Raw genomic sequence first — 18,177 nt, forward strand, 5'->3', positions numbered from 1 at the left:
GCGCCCTGTTGCGCCGCTCATGCCATACCGGGGCACCCAATGCCTTGACCTGCCGCAAAATGTCGCTGCCGGCGCGACGGTAAGGCACACGCGATCAAGAACCCGGAGTTCGCGATGGTCAGGGTAGGGTGGCGATCAAATTTCCGTCACCATGCGGTGGCTTGGCGGATGAACCATGCGCACGAAGGTGATCGGCCTGTCGGCAAGCCAGGTCATGCGCTCGCCGATGAAGACGGCTTCGCCCTCGACGAGTTGCAGCAACGCGGCCTCCTCGCGACCGGCTCGCGCGGCACGGAACACGAATTCGGCGCGCGAGAAGGGCGCGTTGGCCACCAGCCATTCGTTCGGGCCGGTCTCGTCGAAAGGCTCGTCGGCCGCGTCCGGCACCGCATCGAGGCTGATCCAGCGCTCCTCGTACTGGAACGGGGCGCGGTCGGCGAGGTGAAGGCAGCGCAGATGCAGAACCCTTGCCGTCTCGGGCAAGTCGAGGCGGGCGCGCAGGAAGTCGGGCGCGGCGACGATTTCGCGGCCAAGCAGCGAATAGGCGTAACGCGCGCCCTTCGCTTCGATCTCCTTGCGTACCAGCGGGATGGCGAGCCTGGCCTCGCGCACCGGATAGAGCGCGACGCGGGTGCCCGACTTGCGCTTGCGTTCGATCAGGCCGGAGCGGGCGAGTTCCTGTAGCGCGCGGTTGACGGTGGCCCGCGCCGCGCCGAACTCGGCGGCCAGGGCTTCTTCGCCCGGCATGATGGCGCCGGGCGGCCAGACGCGGCGGGCGATGCGGCGCTCGAGTTCCGATTTGATGTCACGAAAAGAAGTGCGGCGCTCGTTCATAGCCGCGCCATGACGGCATTCATGCATTTACGATAGCGGGCCGTGATCGCGTCGCGCCGGACATGGCGGCCGTCCCTGACCATGTGGCGGCCTGCCGACCACACATCGCTGACCGCGTCATTGCCGCCGGCAAACAGCCAGCCGTCGAGGAACCGGTCAGCGTCGAGCCCGAAGAGCGACGAGCGCGACAGGTCGAGCGCGACCAGATCGGCCCACATGCCGGGTGCGATCGCACCGGCCTGGCGCCCGAGTGCACGTGCGCCACCGGCAAGCGCGGTATCGTAGAGCTTGCGCCCGCTCGACTCGCCGGCGCCGGCCAGCACCACCCGCAGGCGGTCGCGCAGGCGCTGCGAATATTCGAGCTGGCGCAACTCGCCGGCAACCGTGATCCGGATGTTGGAATCGGAGCCGATGCCGAAGGCACCGCCGGCGGCCAGGAAGCGCGCGCCGTCGAAGATGCCGTCACCGAGATTGGCCTCGGTTACCGGACACAGGCCGGCAACGGCGCCCGAGGCGGCAAGACCCTCGGTCTCGGCAGGCTGCATGTGGGTACAGTGGATCAGACACCAGCGGTGATCGACGGCGACATTGTCGAGCAGCCATTCGACCGGTCGCGCACCATAAGCCGCAAGTGTCTCCTCCAGCTCCTTTTCCTGCTCGGCAATATGCATGTGGAATGGTTGCGTGCCGCGATGCTCGGCCAGATGCTTGAGGTCGGAAGCGCCGACCGCGCGCAGTGAATGCGGTGCAAGGCCGGTCGCGGCGTCGGCGGGCAGGGACGCCGCCAGCCCGGCCGCCTGGTCGGCAAGCTTCATGTAGCGGTCGAGATCATTGCCGAAGCGCAGCTGGCCGCCGCCGAGCGGCCGCCCGTCGACCCCGCCCTGGGCATAGTGAACCGGCAGCAGCGTCAAGCCAATTCCGGTTTCGCCGGCGGCCGCGGCAATTCGGGCGGACAATTCGCCGAGGTCGTCATAGGGCAGCCCGCGCGGACGATGATGCAGGTAGTGGAATTCGGCCGCCGCCGCGAAGCCGGCTTCCTGCATTTCCATGAAAGCCAGCGCCGCGATCGCCTCGATCTCCTCCGGCGAGAGGATGTCGAGGAAGCGGTACATGATCTCGCGCCAGGTCCAGAAGCTGTCGTGGACCGAGGGACCGCGCGCCTCGGAAAGTCCGGCCATGGCGCGCTGAAAGGTATGGCTGTGGAGATTGGCGGGGGCGGGCAAAAGCACATCCACGGACACATTGTCGGCGCCCGGATGCACGCCCGAAGAGACATCTGCAATGCGCCCGTCCGCGGCGATTTCGACAACGACATCCGCCTGCCAGACCTTACCCGTCAGGGCTCTTCGGGCAAAAATCGTCGCCATGCCGTGCTTTCCCAATTGACTCATTATGTCTAGACATAATAGCATTAATCGCAGAATTGAAAACCGGAAATCGACACGCCCGATGCCGCGGAAAATCCTCTCCGACCTGCGCATTGCGACGATGCAAGCTGCCGACGTTCCTTATGGAATGGTCGAGCACGGCGCCATCGGCATCGAGGACGGCCGCGTGGCGTGGGTAGCGACCGTCGACACGATTCCGTCGGACTGGAAAAGCGTCGAGGCGGAGCAATTCGAGGGCCGGCTGGTGACGCCCGCACTCATCGATTGCCATACGCACATCGTCCACGGCGGCAACCGTGCCCGTGAGTTCGAAATGCGGCTGGAAGGGGCGAGCTACGAGGAGATCGCACGCGCCGGCGGCGGCATCGTTTCGACGGTGTCGGCGACCCGGGCGGTTTCCGAGCGTGAACTGGTGGAAACGGCACTCCCCAGGCTCGACCGGCTGATCGCCGAAGGCGTCTCGACTGTCGAGGTGAAGTCCGGCTACGGCCTCACCATCAACGACGAGCTCAAGATGCTGCGCGCCGCCCATCGGCTCGAAAAGCTGCGGTCGGTGCGGATAAGGACCAGCTATCTCGGCGCCCATGCCGTGCCACCCGAATACAAGGGTCGCGCCGACGCCTATGTCGACGAGGTCGCCATTCCGGGGCTGGAAGCCGCTCATGCGGAAGGCCTGGCCGACGCCGTCGACGGTTTCTGCGAAGGCATCGCGTTTTCCCCGGAACAGATGGCGCGCGTGTTCGATAAGGCGAAGCAGTTTGGCCTGCCGGTGAAGCTGCATGCCGAACAGCTCTCCGACCTCGGCGGAGCAAAGCTCGCGGCATCCTACGGCGCCATTTCGGCCGATCATCTGGAGTATCTTGGCGCCGACGGCATCACGGCAATGGCCGGTTCGGGCAGCGTCGCGGTGTTGCTGCCGGGCGCGTTCTATTTCCTGCGCGAAACCCGGAAGCCGCCGGTCGAAGGGCTGCGCGCGGCCGGCGTTCCGATCGCGGTGGCGACTGACTGCAATCCTGGCTCATCGCCGATGACGTCGCTGCTGCTCGCGATGAACATGGCTTGCACCTTCTTCCGCCTCACGCCTGAAGAGGCGCTGGCGGGCGTCACGCGCGAGGCCGCGCGCGCGCTGGGCCTTGCCGACGAGATTGGCACCATCGCGCCGGGCAAACGCGCCGAGCTGGCCGTCTGGGACGTAACCGAGCCAGCCGAGCTTGCGTATCGGATCGGCGACAATCCGCTTCATCGCAGGATCGTGGAGGCCGCGCCGTGACGATCGTCCTCCACCCCGGCTCCGTCTCGCTCGCCACGCTCGAAGAGGTCTGTCGCGGTGCTGATCCGGTGCGGCTCGACGACAGCTTCCGGCCCGGCATCGCCGCCGCGGCCGGGCGTATCGCGGAAATCGCCGGCGGCGGCGAGGCGGTTTACGGCATCAACACGGGCTTCGGAAAGCTTGCCAGCGTGCGCATCGCGCCGGACGACGTCTCAACGTTGCAGCGAAACCTGATCCTGTCGCACTGCTGCGGCGTTGGCGCGCCATTTTCCGCCGATGTCGTGCGCCTGATCATGGCGCTGAAGCTGATCTCGCTTGGACGCGGCGCGTCCGGCATCCGCCCGGAGACGGTGGCGCTGATCGAGGCCATGCTGGAACGCGGTGTCGTTCCGGTGATCCCCGAAAAGGGTTCGGTCGGCGCTTCCGGCGATCTCGCGCCCCTTGCCCACATGACGGCGGCCATGATCGGCGAGGGCGAGGCCTTCCTCGACGGCGAGCGCATGCCCGCTGCCGAGGCGCTGGCCAGGGCCGGCCTGGCGCCAATCGTCTTGGCCGCCAAGGAGGGGCTGGCGCTCATCAACGGCACCCAGGTCTCGACCGCGCTGGCGCTCGCCGGCCTGTTCCGGGCCCACCGGGCGGCGCGTTCGGCGCTGATCACCGGGGCGCTTTCGACAGATGCCGCCATGGGCTCGACCGCGCCTTTCCACCCGGAGATCCATACGCTGCGCGGTCATCGCGGTCAGATCGACACCGCGGCGGCCCTGCGCGCGCTGCTCGACGGGTCGGAAATCAGGGAAAGCCACCGCGAAGGCGACCAGCGCGTCCAGGATCCCTATTGCATCCGCTGCCAGCCGCAGGTCGATGGCGCCTGTCTCGACCTTTTGCGCATGGCCGCAACCACGCTGACAATCGAAGCGAACGCCGTCACCGACAATCCGCTGGTGCTTTCCGACGGGGTCGTGTCGGGCGGCAATTTCCATGCCGAACCAGTGGCGTTCGCTGCCGACCAGATCGCGCTGGCCGCGTGCGAGATCGGAGCCATCGCGCAGCGACGCATCGCGCTGCTGGTCGATCCGGCGCTCTCCTTCGGGCTGCCTGCCTTCCTGTCGCCGAAGCCGGGGCTTAACTCCGGCCTGATGATCGCCGAGGTGACCTCGGCGGCGCTGATGTCGGAGAACAAGCAGATGGCGCATCCGGCCTCGGTCGATTCGACCCCGACCTCCGCCAACCAGGAAGATCACGTTTCGATGGCCTGCCACGGCGCCCGGAGGCTGCTCGCCATGACCGACAATCTCGCCGGCATCGTCGGCATCGAGGCGCTGACCGCCGCGCAAGGGGTCGAGTTCCGCGCGCCTCTGAAGACCGGCCCTGAACTTCAGCGCGCGCTCGAAACGATCCGCGCCGCATCTCCGACGCTCGGCGATGATCGGTTCATGGCAGGCGACCTCGAGGCGGCGGCTGAACTCGTGCGTTCCGGCGCGCTCAATGCGAGCGTGAGCGAAGGGATACTGCCGGAGCTGGATGCATGAACCCCGTCGAAGTTCGCCAGGGCTCTTCGCCCGTCATCCTCGGTCTGCCGCATACCGGCACTTTCGTGCCGGCCGACATTCGGGAACGGCTCAACGGCGAGGGCGAATTGCTGCGTGACACCGACTGGCATGTCGACCGGCTCTATGACGGTCTGCTGCCCGGCGTGACGACCGTTCGTGCCACCTTCCACCGCTACGTGATCGACGCCAATCGCGACCCGGGCGGCAAGAGCCTCTATCCGGGCCAGAATACGACCGGGCTGGTACCCGTGATCGATTTCGACCAGCGTCCGATCTGGCGCGAAGGGCTCGGGCCGACGGCCGCGGACATCGCGGCCCGCCTTGAAAATTTCCACCAGCCTTATCACGCCGCACTGGCGGCGGAGATCGCCCGGGTGACGGCGAAGCACGGAATGGCAATTCTCTACGACTGCCACTCGATCCGCTCGGTCTGTCCGTTCCTGTTCGACGGCCGCCTGCCCGACTTCAACATCGGCACCGACAATGGCGCCACCTGCGCGCCGGCGATCGAGTTGGCGGTCGCCGACATCTGTTCGGCGGCGGAAGGCTACGACCACGTCGTCAACGGCCGCTTTCGTGGCGGCTGGACAACGCGTCACTACGGGCGGCCGGTCGACAAGGTGCATGCGATCCAGATGGAACTCACTCAGGCGACGCATCTCGCCGGCGAGGAGCCGCCCTTCGCCTACGACGAGGAGAAGGCGGAGCGACTTCGCGTGCACCTGAAAAGCATTCTCACGCGTATCGAGGCGATCGCGTTTTCCATGATGTCCGGAGGCCAGGCATGAGCAATCCCCGCCACAACATCCGCGAAGTGCGCAGTCCGCGCGGCTCCGAGCTCAGCGCACAGAGCTGGATGACCGAGGCGCCACTCAGGATGCTGATGAACAACCTCGATCCCGATGTGGCCGAGAACCCGAACGAGCTGGTGGTTTATGGCGGCATCGGTCGGGCGGCGCGCACCTGGGACGACTTCGACCGCATCGCCGCGACGCTGAGGACGCTTACGGAAGAAGAGACGCTGCTGGTCCAGTCCGGCAAGCCGGTCGGCGTCTTCCGCACCCATGCCGACGCGCCGCGGGTGCTGATCGCCAACTCCAACCTGGTGCCGGAATGGGCGACCTGGGCGCATTTCAACGAACTCGACCGCAAGGGGTTGATGATGTACGGCCAGATGACGGCCGGCTCGTGGATCTATATCGGCACCCAGGGCATCGTGCAGGGCACCTACGAAACCTTCGTTGAGGCCGGCCGGCAGCACTATGACGGCGACCTGAAAGGCAAGTGGATCCTGACCGCGGGCCTCGGCGGCATGGGTGGCGCACAGCCGCTGGCCGCGGTGATGGCCGGCGCCTGTTGCCTGGCGATCGAATGCGACGAGACCCGCATCGATTTCCGCCAGCGTACCCGCTATGTCGACGAAAAGGCGACCTCGCTCGACGAGGCGCTGGCCATGATCGCGAGCTGGACCAAGGCCGGTGAGGCGAAATCGGTCGGCCTGCTCGGCAACGCCGCCGACATCGTGCCGGAACTGGTGCGCCGCGGCGTGCGGCCCGACATGGTCACCGACCAGACGTCTGCCCACGACCCGGTCAACGGCTATTTGCCCAAGGGCTGGTCGCTGGCCGAATGGCGCGACAAGCGCGAAAGCGATCCCAAGGCGGTGGAAAAGGCCGCGCGCGCCTCCATGCGCGAGCATGTCGAGGCAATGGTCGCCTACTGGAACATGGGCGTGCCGACGCTCGACTATGGCAACAACATACGCCAGGTCGCCAAGGAGGAGGGTTTCGAAAACGCCTTCGCCTTCCCGGGCTTCGTACCGGCCTATATCCGGCCGCTGTTCTGCCGCGGCATCGGGCCCTTCCGCTGGGCAGCACTTTCCGGCGATCCTGAAGACATCTACCGCACCGACGAAAAGGTGAAGGAGCTGCTTCCCGACAATGAGCACCTGCATCGCTGGCTCGACATGGCTCGCGACCGCATAGCCTTCCAGGGCCTGCCGGCGCGCATCTGCTGGGTCGGGCTCGGCGACCGGCACAAGCTGGGCCTCGCCTTCAACGAGATGGTCGCAAAGGGTGAACTCAAGGCGCCCGTCGTGATCGGCCGTGACCATCTCGATTCAGGTTCGGTTGCCTCGCCGAACCGCGAGACCGAGGCGATGAGGGACGGGTCCGACGCCGTCTCCGACTGGCCGCTGCTCAACGCATTGCTCAATTGCGCCTCGGGCGCCACCTGGGTGTCGCTGCATCATGGCGGCGGGGTCGGCATGGGCTTTTCGCAGCACGCCGGCATGGTCATCTGCGCCGACGGCAGCGAGGCCGCGGCCAGGCGCATCGAGCGGGTGCTTTGGAACGATCCGGCGACCGGTGTCATGCGCCATGCCGATGCCGGCTACGACGTTGCCATTGAATGCGCCACCGAAAAGGGTTTGAGATTGCCGGCAATCCTCGGCAACTGACCTTCATACTTCCAACCAAGGGAACCTCGACAGGAGAAAGCACGATGAAGCGCAGGGACTTTCTGAAAAATGCCGCACTGGGCGGAGCCGCGACCGCTGCACTTGCGACACCGGCCATCGCCCAGGACAAGCGCGAATGGAAGATGGTGACGGCGTGGCCGAAGAACCTTCCCGGACCGGGCGTTGCCGCGCAGATGCTGGCCGACCGCATCACCACGCTTTCGGGTGGCCGCATCGAGGTCAAGCTCTACGCCGCAGGCGAGCTGGTGCCCGGCAACGGTGTCTTCGACGCCGTCTCGGAAGGGACGGCCGAACTCTACCATGCCGTGCCGGCCTACTGGGGCTCGAAGTCGAAAGGCATCCTGCTGTTCGGCTCGCAGCCCTTCGGGCTTCGCGCCGACGAGCAGTTCGGCTGGCTTGCCCATGGCGGCGGCCAGGCGCTGTACGACGAGATCTATGCCCGCTTCGGCCTGAAGCCGTTCCTGTGCGGCAATTCCGGTCCGCAATGGCAGGGCTGGTTCCGCGGCGAGATCAATTCGGTCGATGACCTGAAGGGGCTGCGCTTCCGCACCACCGGTCTGGCGTCGGAGATGTGCGCCAGGATCGGCATGGCCGTACAGGCGATGGGCGGCCGAGACATGTTCCAGGCCCTGCAGTCGGGCGCCCTCGACGCCGGCGAGTTCATCGGCCCGTGGACCGACAGCGCGCTGGGCTTCCAGCAGGTCGCCAAGAACTACTACTGGCCGGGCGTCGGCGAGCCCTCCTCGGCCGAGGAATGCGCGGTCAACGCCAAGGTCTATGAGGAGCTGCCGGACGACCTGAAGGCCGCGGTCTCGCTCGCCTGCGAGAGCCTCTACAACCCGGTCTGGACCGAATACACCACCAAGCATGCGCTCGCGCTGGAGAAGCTGGTCGCCGAGGAGGGCGTGCAGGTGAAGAAGCTGCCGGACGACGTCATTGTCGCGCTCGGCAACGCCGCCGGCGAGGTCATGGCCGAACTCCGCGAAAGCGACGACGAACTGGTACGCCGCATCGTCGAAAGCTTCCTCGCCTACCGTAAGTCGGTAGCCGGCTATATGGTCTATGCCGACAATGGGCAGATGAACGCCCGCGCCATGGACTATAACTACTGACCGGGACGGCCGGCGCGGAACCCTGCGCCGGCCACCCACATCGCGGGGGACGGAATGAACACGCTCGCCGAGCGGCTCGACAGCGTGAACCGAGCGGTCGGCGACATCGTGCGCTGGTGCGCGATTCTGATGGTGCTGGTGCAGTTCGGCATCGTCGTCTTGCGCTACGTCTTCGGCGTCAGCTTCATCGCGCTCAACGAAAGCGTGCTTTACCTGCACGCGACCCTGTTCATGCTCGGCGCCGGCTATACTTTGCTCGTTGACGGCCATGTCAGGGTCGACATCTTCTACGCCAAGGCGAGCCGGCGCCGGCAGTCGGCGATCGACCTTTTCGGACATCTCTTCCTGCTGCTGCCGTCGATGACCGTGCTGCTCCTGTGGTCATGGCCCTCGGTGCGCAATTCCTGGGCAATTCTGGAAGGGCCGATCTCGGTCGGCGGCATCCCGGCTTCGTTCCTCCTGAAGTCGCTGATACCGGCCTTCTGCGTGCTGCTCATCATCCAGTCCGTGGCTTGCCTGCTGCGCGACGTGGTACGCCTGCGCGAGGCCCGCGCGTGAGCCTTTATCTCGACCTCCTGATGTTCGCGGCGCTGATCGGCTGCATCCTGATCGGCTTTCCGGTGTCGTTTTCGATCGCCGGCGTGGCGACCGCCTTCGCCTTTCTCGGCTGGCTCAGCGGCGTCATGGACATCACCCTGCTCGGTGCGCTCGGCCAGCGCGTCTTCGGCGTCCTGACCAACGATGTGCTGATCGCCATCCCGCTTTTCGTGCTGATGGGCGTGGTGCTGGAACGCAGCCGGGTCGCCGAGGAACTGCTGGAGACGATGGGCCGCCTGTTCGGCGGGCTGCGCGGCGGCCTCGGCGTCTCGGTCGTCCTGGTCGGCGCGCTGCTGGCCGCCTCGACCGGCATCGTCGGCGCCACCGTCATTGCCATGGGCATGATCGCGCTGCCGACCATGCTCAGGAACGGCTACGACCCAAGACTCGCCTCCGGCGTCGTCTGCACCGCCGGCACGCTCGGTCAGATCATCCCGCCCTCGACGCTGCTCATCATCCTTTCCGACGTGATGTCGAACGCCTACCAGCAGGCACAGTTCGAGCAGGGCAAGTTTACCGTCGAGACCATCTCGGTGGGTCAGACCTTCGCCGCGGCGCTGCTGCCGGGGTTGACGCTGGTGGCGATCTACATCGCCTATGTGCTGGTCCGTGCCCTGCTTGTGCCGGACGACGCCCCGGCCTCCGACACCTCCGAGCCGCGCCCAAATCTGCGCGAGGTCGCCGGCGCCATCGTTCCGCCGGTCCTGCTCATCGTCGCCGTTCTCGGCGCCATCCTCGGCGGCGTTGCCACCCCCTCCGAGGCGGCCTCGGTCGGCGCGGTCGGTGCGGTTCTGATGGCCGGGCACCGCAACGGCGTTTCGCCGCGGCTGATCTTCCTCGGCGCCGGCGCGCTCTTGTTGCTGGCGGTCGCCGCCGGTGCGGCGCCGGTCAGGCTGCAGCGCAGCGATGTCACTGCGCTCGGCTGGGCCCAGGGCATCGCCTATGCCGGCCTCGCCCTCCTCGGCATCGCCGCCATCCTGGCTTCTCTCCTTCGCATTGCGCGCTCCGGGATGCTGAAACCTGCGCTCACCTCGACCATGACGGTGACGGCGATGATCTTCGCTACCATCCTGACCGCGAGCATCTTTTCGCTGGTCTTCGTCGGGTTGGGTGGCGAAGAACGCATCGAGCAGATCCTGACCGCGATGCCAGGCGGACCGACCGGAGCGCTGATCTTCTGCATGGCGCTGGTCTTCGTGCTCGGCTTCTTCCTCGACTTCGTCGAGATCACCGTGATCCTGCTGCCGCTGATCGTGCCCGTGCTGATCCTGATGGGACACGACCCGGTATGGCTGGCGATCCTGCTCGCCATCAACCTCCAGACCTCGTTCCTGACGCCGCCTTTCGGTTTCTCGCTGTTCTATCTGCGCGGGGCGGCACCGCCGGAGATCACCACCGGCCACATCTATGCCGGCGTGGCGCCCTTCATCCTTTTGCAGATCGTCGGCGTTGCGGTGATCTGGCTACTGCCCGGCATCGCAACCTGGCTGCCCGCCATCATCTTCTGATGCCTACTTGCGCGGCGGCCCCTTGCGCTCGGCCGACGCCGCCCAGAGATTGACGTTGGCGTCATGCGCGTGGCGGTCGATCGCCGACAGTTCGGCGTCGGTGAAGTCCAGCCCGGCCAGCGCTCCGACGCAGTTCTCGACCTGCTCCGGTCGGCTGGCGCCGATCAGTGCCGAGGTCACTTGACCGCCACGCAGCACCCAGGCGATCGCCATCTGGGCCAGGGTCTGGCCGCGTTTTTCGGCAATCTCGTTGAGGGCGCGAATGTTGGCGAGGGTGCCTTCGTTGAGGAAGGACTGGCGCAGCGACTTGCCCTGCGTGGCGCGGCTACCCTCGGGAACGCCGTCGAGATATTTCGCCGTCAGCATGCCCTGGGCCAGCGGCGAGAACACGATCGAGCCGATGCCGAGATCGTCGAGCGTGTCGAGCAGCCCGTCCTCCTCGATCCAGCGGTTGATCATCGAATAGCTCGGCTGGTGGATCAGGCAGGGCGTACCGAGGTCACGCAGGATCGCGGCCGCCTCGGCAGTACGTTGCGAATTGTAGGAGGAAATGCCGGCGTAAAGCGCCCGCCCCGAACGGACCGCCTGATCGAGCGCCATCATGGTCTCTTCCAGCGGGGTGTCCGGGTCGAAACGGTGCGAGTAGAAGATGTCGACGTAATCGAGGCCGAGCCGGTTCAGGCTCTGGTCGAGCGAGGCGAGCAGATATTTGCGGCTGCCCCATTCGCCGTAAGGGCCAGGCCACATGTCGTAGCCTGCCTTGGTCGAGATAATCAGCTGGTCGCGGAAGCCGGCGAAATCGGTGCGCAGGATCTCGCCGAAAGCGGTTTCGGCAGAGCCCGGCGGCGGGCCGTAATTGTTGGCAAGGTCGAAATGGGTGATGCCGAGATCGAAGGCCTTGCGGCAGATCGCGCGCTTGGTCTCGTGCGGCGTGTCTCCGCCGAAATTGTGCCAAAGGCCAAGCGATACCGCCGGAAGCTTCAGCCCGGACCGGCCGCAGCGCCGGTAGCTCATCTTGTCGTAACGGTCGTCGGCAGGATGCCAAGCCATGTCGTCCCTCTTCGTTTCGGTAGCGGTATGGTTCAGACGGCCTGCCACGGCCCGTGATGCGCGCCGTCCGCGTCGATGCGCTCGAAGCCATGCGCACCAAAGAAATCGCGCTGGGCCTGGATCAGGTTGGCCGTGCCGCGCGCCGTGCGATAGGTGTCGAAATAAGCAAGGGCAGAGGAGAGGGCCGGCACCGGAATGCCGGCCTCGGCGGCGCGGGCCACCGCGCGGCGCAAGGCAGGATGCGCCTCTGTCATCGCCTCGACGAAGCGCGGCGCGACCAGAAGATTGGCGACCGGACCCTCGTCATAGATCTCCGCGATGGCGCCGAGGAACTGCGAGCGGATGATGCAGCCGGCACGCCATATGCGCGCCACCGTCGCCAGTGGTGTGCCCCAGGCAAATTCGCGCGACGCGGCTTCCATGACTGCGAAGCCCTGCGCATAGGCGGCAATCTTGCCGGCGAACAGCGCCAGTTCGAGATCGTCGACGATGCGGCGCTTGTCCGCCTTGGCGAAGGCCGGCGCCGGCAAACCGTATGCCGCTTCGGCCGCTTCGCGTTCCTGCTTCAGGGCCGAAAGGCTGCGCGCCGCCACCGCCGCCTCGATCGCGGTCGCGGCGACGCCGGCGCGCTGGGCCTCGATTGCCGACCAGCGTCCGGTGCCCTTCTGGCCGGCTCGGTCGAGGATGATATCGACAACGGGCGCCTGGGTTTCGGGGTCGGTCGCTGCGAGCACCTTGGCCGTGATCTCGACCAGATAGGATTCGAGCCTGCCCTTGTTCCAGGTCTCGAAAAGCCGCGCCATTTCTGGTGTCTGCAGCCCTGCACCGTCGCGGAGGATGCCGTAGATCTCGGCGATCATCTGCATGTCGGCATACTCGATGCCATTGTGGATGGTCTTGACGAAATGGCCGGCGCCATTCGGCCCGAGATGGGCGACGCAGGGTTCGTCGTCGTGGCGCGCCGCGATCGCCACCAGAATGTGCTTCAGCCGCAGCCATGACTGCGCACTGCCGCCGACCATGATCGAGGGGCCATGGCGTGCGCCTTCCTCGCCTCCGGAGACACCCATGCCGATGAACGAAAGGCCGGTGCCCTCCAGTTCCTCGAAGCGCCGCATCGTGTCGCGGAAGTTGGCATTGCCTGCATCGATCAGAATATCGTCGACCGAAAGCAGCGGCCTCAATGCCTTGATCTGCTGGTCGACCGCGGCCCCGGCCGGCACCATCAGGATAAGCGGGCGCGGCGGGCGGATGGCGGTCACAAGCTCCGCCAGCGTTTCGCAAGGAATGATGCGCTCGGCAAGCGGACCGGCGTCGGCGGCAAAGGCGTGGGTGGTTTCCGTCGTCCGGTTCCAGACCGCTATCCGGTGGCCCTTTTCGGCAATGTTGAGGGCGAGGTTGGCGCCCATGACCCCAAGCCCGATGAGGCCGATCTCCGCCTTTTCCATGATTGCGAAATTCCCGGTTTGCCGACAGCCGCGTGAACCTTATCCGTGTTGCGGCCGAATGAGTACGCCCCGACAGCGAGATTTTTCGTTGGCTGGAACGGTCTCGGTACTCAGGAGCGCTTGGCCTGGCCGGCCGCGGCCCAGCCGTCGCGGATATGAGCGAAACCCTGGCGATAGACAGCCTCCGGGCTTTCGGCAAAGTCGCGCCAGACCTTGGTTGCGGCAGCGAGATCCTTCAGTCCCCGGCCGAAGGATTCGATCGTCAGCCAGCGGTCGTAGCCGGAGCCGCGGATAGCGGCAAAGGTCTCTTCCCAGGGGATGTTGCCGCGGCCGGGTACACCGCGATCGTTTTCCGAGATGTGGACATGCACGATATGGCGCAGATTGCGCTCGAAGGCGCCGATCGGGTCCTGCTCCTCGATATTGGCGTGGAACGTGTCATACATCGCCTTGATATGCGGATGGTCGATCTCGTCGAGATGGGCGCAGAGGTCGTCCATCGTGTTGACGAGGTAACATTCGAAGCGGTTCAGCGCCTCGAGCCCGACGGTGACGCCGTGCTTGCCGGCATGATCGCCGATTGTGCGTTGCGCAGCGATCGAGCGTTCGAACTCGGCCCGCGTCGGGCCTTCGCCGGAAAAATGGCCGAGCGTCGAATGCAGCGGACCCGACAGCGTGTCGGCGCCCAGCGCTGCGCTGCAATCGATCGCCCACTGCATGTACGAAGCGCCGGCTGCCCTCTCGCTACCATCAGCCGAGATCAGGTTCATTGCCGGGTCGCCCATGGCCGACACCGCGGTCCGTTCCAGTCCGATCTCGTCGAGCAGTGCGCCGAGCCTTCGGTAGTCGTCGGGCTCACCCTCGAACACCGGAATCTCGACGCCGTCATAGCCGGTCTTCTTCAGGTCGCGAAGCAACGCCTCATGCGCTGCCGTAACGTGCGTCGTCCACAGAAACAGGCAAAAGCCGACCTTCATCGAAATCTCCCCCAAGCCGATGAGCGCGGCCGGGCCGCGGCTCTCGTTCAGCGCACGGTACGGCCTTCGGCGTCGAAACGGCAAGTGCGCTCGGGATCGGGCGTGGCGAAGATGGTTTCGCCGGGTTCGGCCCGGAATTCACCAAAGATGCGCGCCGTCAGAAGGCCCGCCCTCTCGGTTTCGATATAGAGATTGGTGTCGGCGCCAAGGTGCTCGGCGTGAACAACCGTGCCCTTCCAGTCGCCCTTGTCGCGATCGACGCTGAGATGTTCCGGCCGCACGCCGACCGTCTTGACTGTTTCGCCGAGGCGCGCGCCATCGATGAAATTCATCTTGGGTGAACCGATGAAGCCGGCAACGAATTCGTTGGCCGGGTTATTGTAAAGCTCCATCGGCGGGCCGACCTGCTCGATCCGGCCCTCGTTCAAAACGACGATACGGTCGGCGAGCGTCATCGCCTCGACCTGGTCGTGGGTGACGTAAATCATCGTCGCCCTGAGACGCCTGTGCAACTGGGCGATCTCGAGCCGTGTGTTGACCCTGAGCGCCGCATCGAGGTTCGACAGCGGCTCGTCGAACAGGAACAGTTTCGGCTCGCGTACCACTGCGCGGCCGATCGCGACGCGCTGACGCTGGCCACCCGACAACTCCGCCGGCCGGCGCTCCAGATAGGGTTCGAGCGACAGCATCGCCGAGGCGGCGTCGGTGCGCCTGGCGATCTCGGCCGCCGGCGCACCGGACTGCTTGAGCCCGAGCCCCATATTGTTGCGCACGGTCAGATGCGGATAAAGCGCGTAGGTCTGGAACACCATGGCGATGCCGCGCTTGGCAGGCGGCACCGTGTTGACCCGCGCGCCGGCTATGATGACATCGCCGGAACTTGCGTCCTCGAGGCCGGCGATGACGCGCAGGAGGGTCGACTTGCCGCAGCCGGACGGGCCTACAAAGACGACGAATTCGCCGTCGGCAACCTCGAGGTCGATACCTTTCAGCACCTCGACCTGGCCGAAGGATTTGCGGATGTCTTCGAGCTTCAGCGCGTCCATGCCGTCTCTCCCACCCTCTCCTCCGGCGCTCTCAAAGCCGCACTGCCTTGCCGGTTCGCACGCTTTCGTCGGCGGCAAGGCAAACCCGCAGCGACTTGACCGCATCGTCCATATGGCGCGACAGGTCGATATCCTCGCGGATCGCGTTAAGCACGAAGGCCTGCTCGCGGTCACACAGCGCCTGGTGCCCGGGCTCGCCTTCCATCGACAGATGCTCGTCCGGGGAGGCAAACCGGCCGTCCGGGCCGGTTTCGGCGCGGTGTATCCGGATCACGGCTGTCTTGGTGTGGGTGTCGATGTCGTCGGACTTGGCATTCTCGTCCATGACGATCGAAACGCAGCCGTTGGGAGAGATCACGTCCTTCACGAAAAAGGCGGTCTCGGAGATCATCGGGCCCCAGCCCGCCTCGTACCAGCCGACCGAACCGTCCTCGAACAGCACCTGCAGGTGGCCGTAATTGTACATGTCAGGGGCGATCTCGTCGGTCAGCCTCAGCCCCATGCCGCGCACCTCGACCGGCCGCGCATCGGTGATCTGGCACATGACGTCGAGATAATGCACGCCGCAATCGACGATCGGGGAAGTCGTCTGCATGAGTTGCTTGTGCGTCGCCCAGGTCGGTCCGCGCGACTGCTGGTTCAGGTTCATGCGAAAGACGTAGGGTCCGCCGAGCGCACGCGCTTCGGAAATCAGCCGCACCCATGAAGGGTGATGGCGCAGGATATAGCCGATGATGAGCTTGCGACCGTTGGCCTTTGCCGCCGCCACAACGCGCTCGGCGTCGGCGACCGAGGTCGCCAGCGGCTTTTCGACAAAGACATGGGCGCCCGCCTCCAAGGCCATGACCGCATAGTCGGCATGGCTGTCGGAATAGGTATTGATCGAGGCGAGCTCCGGTCGCAGTTCCTTCAGCGTGTCATCGAACGAAGGGCGAATGCCGTAACCCGAAAGCCCTTCAGGCAGCTCGACTTTCGAGCGGTTGACCAGCGCCACGATCTCGAAGCCGGGATTGTCGTGATAGGCCAGCGCATGGCTGCGGCCCATATTGCCGAGACCTGCCACGACGACGCGGATCGGGTTCGTTGCGTTCACTTGACGGCTCCGGATGTGATGCCGCGGATCAGCTGCCGCGAGAAGATGAGGTAAAGGACGAGCACCGGCAGGATGGCCAGCGACAGCGCGGCCAGCACCGCGTTCCAGTTGGTGACGAACTGGCCGAGGAAGAGCTGCGCGCCGAGCGTCACGGTCTTGGTCGACTCGGCCGGCGCCAGGATCAGCGGGAACCAGAGATCGTTCCAGATCGGGATCATGGTGAAGACGGCGACGGTCGCCATCGGCGGGCGCAGCAGCGGCAGCACGAGCTGGAAGAAGATGCGGTATTCCGACAACCCGTCGATGCGCCCGGCATTCTTCAGGTCGTCGGAGATCTGGCGCGTGAACTCGGTCAGGATGAAGATCGCCAGCGGCAGGCCCTGCGCCGAATAGACCAGGATCAGGGCAGTCAGCGTGTTGACCAACCCGCTCGCCACCATCATCTCAAGGATCGCGACGGTGCCGAGCCGGATAGGAATCATGATGCCGAGCGCCAGGTATAGTCCCATCAGCGTGTTGCCGCGAAAGCGGTACTCGGCCAGCGCGAAGGCGGCCATTGCGCCGAAGATCAGCACGATGGCCAGCGCGACGACCGTGACGATGACGCTGTTCTGGAAATAGAGCGGGAAGTTGCCCTGCGACAGCACGGTCTCGTAACCGATCATGTCGAACGTCTCGCCCGTCGGCGGCGACAGCGGCGAGCGGAAAATCGCCTTGCGCGACTTGAACGAGTTCATCACCACGACCAGCACCGGAAACAGCGCGATCACGGTGTAGACGATCAGGATCGCGTGGGCGGCGAAGGTGCGCGCTGGGGAGGTTCTGGCCTGGCTCACCGTCGCGCCCTCAGAACTGGTAGCGCCTGAGGCGCGTCTGGATGGCGAACAGGTAGATGCACACGCCGGTCAGGATGATGAAGAACATGATCGAGGCGATGGTGGCGCCCATGTTCGGATCGCCGGTCTGCAACTGGAAGCCGAAGAAGGTGCGGTAGAGGAACGTGCCGAGAATGTCGGTCGAATAGTTCGGGCCCGCCAGCGCCCCTTGCGCGGAATAGATCAGGTCGAAGGCGTTGAAATTGCCGACAAAGGTCAGCACCGAGATGATGCCGATGGCCGGCAGGATCAGCGGTAGCTGGATCTTCCAGAATTGCGAGAAGCCGGTGATGCCGTCGCATTCGGCCGCTTCGAGGATTTCGTCCGGAATCGACAGCAGCGCCGCATAGATCAGCATCATCGGGATGCCGACGAATTGCCACACCGAGATCAGCCCGAGTGTGGTGAGGGCATACTCCTCCTTGCCGAGCCATGGCGTGAACAGGTGCTTGAGCCCAACCATGTCGAGCAGGTCTGGCGCCACACCCCAGAGCGGGCTCAGGATCAGCTTCCATGTAAAGCCGACGATGACGAAGGAGAGGATCGTCGGGATGAAGATCGCCGTGCGATAGAAGGCCGAAAAGCGCAGCCGCGGGTGGCTGAGCAGGGCGGCGAGCAGGATTCCGACCGGGTTTTGCACCAGCATGTGGATGATGAAGAACCAGGTGTTGTTCCAGAGCGCGTTCCAGAAACTCACCGACCAGCGCTCATCGCCGAACAGGGTCCGAAAGTTGTCGATGCCGGCGAAGACCTGCTCGTTGTCGATGGTGGTGAAGAGCGAAAGCTGCAGCGTGCCGAACAGCGGCACGATCATGACCGCGCTGTAGATCAACACCGCAGGCGCCAGGAACACGGCGATGTGCCAGCGGATCGGCGTTCTTTCCGACTTGCCTGTCGCCATCGCCGTTTCCCCCCGTGCCGGGCCGCCGATGGGCGGCCCGCGCATCCTT

At 65.5% G+C, this 18,177-nt stretch carries 16 protein-coding genes; 7 read left to right on the forward strand and 9 right to left on the reverse strand.

All coding sequences use genetic code 11. The annotated features are described in order from the left end of the window. Positions 1-135 precede the first annotated feature (135 nt). Positions 136-834, reverse strand: coding sequence for a histidine utilization transcriptional repressor HutC (gene hutC / locus FQ775_RS19145; protein WP_146300530.1), 699 nt, complete (start codon positions 832-834; stop codon positions 136-138). Next, positions 831-2,201: a formimidoylglutamate deiminase gene (locus tag FQ775_RS19150; RefSeq protein WP_146300531.1), complete on the reverse strand. Its 1,371-nt coding sequence runs from the start codon at positions 2,199-2,201 to the stop codon at positions 831-833. Before FQ775_RS19150 ends, hutC begins: the two co-directional genes overlap by 4 nt. A gap of 82 nt (positions 2,202-2,283) precedes the next feature. On the opposite strand from FQ775_RS19150, the gene hutI reads away from it, so the two are divergent. From hutI to FQ775_RS19185, 7 genes are read left to right on the forward strand one after another with little or no spacing between them, the layout of a single operon-like run. Next, on the forward strand, positions 2,284-3,492 hold the full coding sequence (gene hutI / locus FQ775_RS19155; RefSeq protein ID WP_146300532.1) for an imidazolonepropionase: 1,209 nt from the start codon (positions 2,284-2,286) through the stop codon (positions 3,490-3,492). After that, positions 3,489-5,021: a histidine ammonia-lyase gene (gene hutH, locus FQ775_RS19160; protein ID WP_146300533.1), complete on the forward strand. Its 1,533-nt coding sequence runs from the start codon at positions 3,489-3,491 to the stop codon at positions 5,019-5,021. Before hutI ends, hutH begins: the two co-directional genes overlap by 4 nt. Beyond that, positions 5,018-5,830 carry an N-formylglutamate deformylase gene (hutG, locus tag FQ775_RS19165; protein WP_146300534.1) on the forward strand — a complete coding sequence of 271 codons (813 nt, stop codon included), beginning with the start codon at positions 5,018-5,020 and terminating at the stop codon, positions 5,828-5,830. Before hutH ends, hutG begins: the two co-directional genes overlap by 4 nt. Next, positions 5,827-7,500, forward strand: coding sequence for a urocanate hydratase (hutU, locus tag FQ775_RS19170; RefSeq protein ID WP_146300535.1), 1,674 nt, complete (start codon positions 5,827-5,829; stop codon positions 7,498-7,500). Before hutG ends, hutU begins: the two co-directional genes overlap by 4 nt. Positions 7,501-7,544: 44 nt before the next feature. After that, positions 7,545-8,633, forward strand: coding sequence for a TRAP transporter substrate-binding protein (locus FQ775_RS19175; RefSeq protein ID WP_146300536.1), 1,089 nt, complete (start codon positions 7,545-7,547; stop codon positions 8,631-8,633). Between the two features lie 54 nt (positions 8,634-8,687). Beyond that, the gene (locus FQ775_RS19180; RefSeq protein ID WP_146300537.1) at positions 8,688-9,191 is read left to right on the forward strand and encodes a TRAP transporter small permease subunit; all 504 of its coding nucleotides are present in this window, start codon (positions 8,688-8,690) and stop codon (positions 9,189-9,191) included. After that, complete coding sequence (locus FQ775_RS19185; protein WP_206064780.1) at positions 9,188-10,738, forward strand: TRAP transporter large permease; 1,551 nt, start codon at positions 9,188-9,190, stop codon at positions 10,736-10,738. Before FQ775_RS19180 ends, FQ775_RS19185 begins: the two co-directional genes overlap by 4 nt. A 3-nt stretch (positions 10,739-10,741) precedes the next feature. Here the strand turns inward: FQ775_RS19185 and mgrA are convergent, their stop codons facing one another. The 7 genes from mgrA to FQ775_RS19220 all read right to left on the reverse strand — a co-directional run bounded on the left by mgrA (position 10,742) and on the right by FQ775_RS19220 (position 18,128). Continuing rightward, a complete protein-coding gene (gene mgrA, locus FQ775_RS19190) occupies positions 10,742-11,788 on the reverse strand; it encodes an L-glyceraldehyde 3-phosphate reductase (RefSeq protein WP_146300538.1) in 1,047 nt (348 codons plus the stop codon). Between the two features lie 32 nt (positions 11,789-11,820). Further along, positions 11,821-13,236 (reverse strand): NADP-dependent phosphogluconate dehydrogenase, encoded by a 1,416-nt coding sequence (gene gndA / locus FQ775_RS19195; RefSeq protein WP_146300539.1) that lies wholly within the window; start codon positions 13,234-13,236, stop codon positions 11,821-11,823. 110 nt (positions 13,237-13,346) lie between these two features. Next, complete coding sequence (locus tag FQ775_RS19200) at positions 13,347-14,213, reverse strand: sugar phosphate isomerase/epimerase family protein (RefSeq protein WP_146300540.1); 867 nt, start codon at positions 14,211-14,213, stop codon at positions 13,347-13,349. Between the two features lie 47 nt (positions 14,214-14,260). Beyond that, positions 14,261-15,259 carry an ABC transporter ATP-binding protein gene (locus FQ775_RS19205; RefSeq protein ID WP_146300541.1) on the reverse strand — a complete coding sequence of 333 codons (999 nt, stop codon included), beginning with the start codon at positions 15,257-15,259 and terminating at the stop codon, positions 14,261-14,263. 31 nt (positions 15,260-15,290) lie between these two features. Then, complete coding sequence (locus FQ775_RS19210) at positions 15,291-16,352, reverse strand: Gfo/Idh/MocA family protein (protein WP_146300542.1); 1,062 nt, start codon at positions 16,350-16,352, stop codon at positions 15,291-15,293. After that, on the reverse strand, positions 16,349-17,188 hold the full coding sequence (locus tag FQ775_RS19215; protein WP_146300543.1) for a carbohydrate ABC transporter permease: 840 nt from the start codon (positions 17,186-17,188) through the stop codon (positions 16,349-16,351). Before FQ775_RS19215 ends, FQ775_RS19210 begins: the two co-directional genes overlap by 4 nt. Positions 17,189-17,198: 10 nt before the next feature. After that, complete coding sequence (locus tag FQ775_RS19220) at positions 17,199-18,128, reverse strand: carbohydrate ABC transporter permease (RefSeq protein ID WP_146300544.1); 930 nt, start codon at positions 18,126-18,128, stop codon at positions 17,199-17,201. Between the last annotated feature and the right edge of the window lie 49 nt (positions 18,129-18,177).

The organism is Nitratireductor mangrovi (assembly GCF_007922615.2).
Taxonomy (GTDB): Bacteria; Pseudomonadota; Alphaproteobacteria; order Rhizobiales; family Rhizobiaceae; genus Mangrovimarina; species Mangrovimarina mangrovi.

Coding starts and splice junctions, on each gene's coding strand:
- hutC (WP_146300530.1), bottom strand. CDS start 834: ATGAACGAGCGCCGCACTTCTTTTCGTGACATCAAATCGGAACTCGAG.
- FQ775_RS19150 (WP_146300531.1), bottom strand. CDS start 2,201: ATGGCGACGATTTTTGCCCGAAGAGCCCTGACGGGTAAGGTCTGGCAG.
- hutI (WP_146300532.1), top strand. CDS start 2,284: ATGCCGCGGAAAATCCTCTCCGACCTGCGCATTGCGACGATGCAAGCT.
- hutG (WP_146300534.1), top strand. CDS start 5,018: ATGAACCCCGTCGAAGTTCGCCAGGGCTCTTCGCCCGTCATCCTCGGT.
- hutU (WP_146300535.1), top strand. CDS start 5,827: ATGAGCAATCCCCGCCACAACATCCGCGAAGTGCGCAGTCCGCGCGGC.
- FQ775_RS19175 (WP_146300536.1), top strand. CDS start 7,545: ATGAAGCGCAGGGACTTTCTGAAAAATGCCGCACTGGGCGGAGCCGCG.
- FQ775_RS19180 (WP_146300537.1), top strand. CDS start 8,688: ATGAACACGCTCGCCGAGCGGCTCGACAGCGTGAACCGAGCGGTCGGC.
- mgrA (WP_146300538.1), bottom strand. CDS start 11,788: ATGGCTTGGCATCCTGCCGACGACCGTTACGACAAGATGAGCTACCGG.
- gndA (WP_146300539.1), bottom strand. CDS start 13,236: ATGGAAAAGGCGGAGATCGGCCTCATCGGGCTTGGGGTCATGGGCGCC.
- FQ775_RS19200 (WP_146300540.1), bottom strand. CDS start 14,213: ATGAAGGTCGGCTTTTGCCTGTTTCTGTGGACGACGCACGTTACGGCA.
- FQ775_RS19205 (WP_146300541.1), bottom strand. CDS start 15,259: ATGGACGCGCTGAAGCTCGAAGACATCCGCAAATCCTTCGGCCAGGTC.
- FQ775_RS19220 (WP_146300544.1), bottom strand. CDS start 18,128: ATGGCGACAGGCAAGTCGGAAAGAACGCCGATCCGCTGGCACATCGCC.